1 protein-coding gene is annotated in these 328 nt (G+C 44.5%); it reads right to left on the reverse strand.

Annotated features, from left to right (window positions below):
- The coding region (locus ACYVTD_RS18645; RefSeq protein WP_461249074.1) for a BMP family ABC transporter substrate-binding protein at positions 1 to 328 on the reverse strand (328 nt) is incomplete at both ends.

Genomic DNA, 328 nt, shown 5'->3' on the forward strand with positions numbered 1-328 from the left:
ATAAAACCCGGAGCCATTTTATAAGCGTTTGTGTTATACCAAACTATATACGCTTTTTTATCAACAGCCGTTTTAACAAGTCCCTGAGCCGCTCCGCCGGCTATCGAAGTAAAAACATCCACCCCTGATTCCATCATTGCGGAGGCAAGTTCCGACGCTTTGTTAGCGTCCGCCCAAGAGCCTATTACTCGAAAATCAAGTTCTATGGCGGAATCAGCTTTTCTTGCACCTTCAAGAAAACCGGGAACCATTTGCTTTGTCAACAACGGATATTCCTGAGCGGCAATAAAGCCAATCTTTTTTTGGCTGTTAGCATACGGCATATTGC

Source organism: Treponema sp. R6D11 (genome assembly GCF_054786075.1).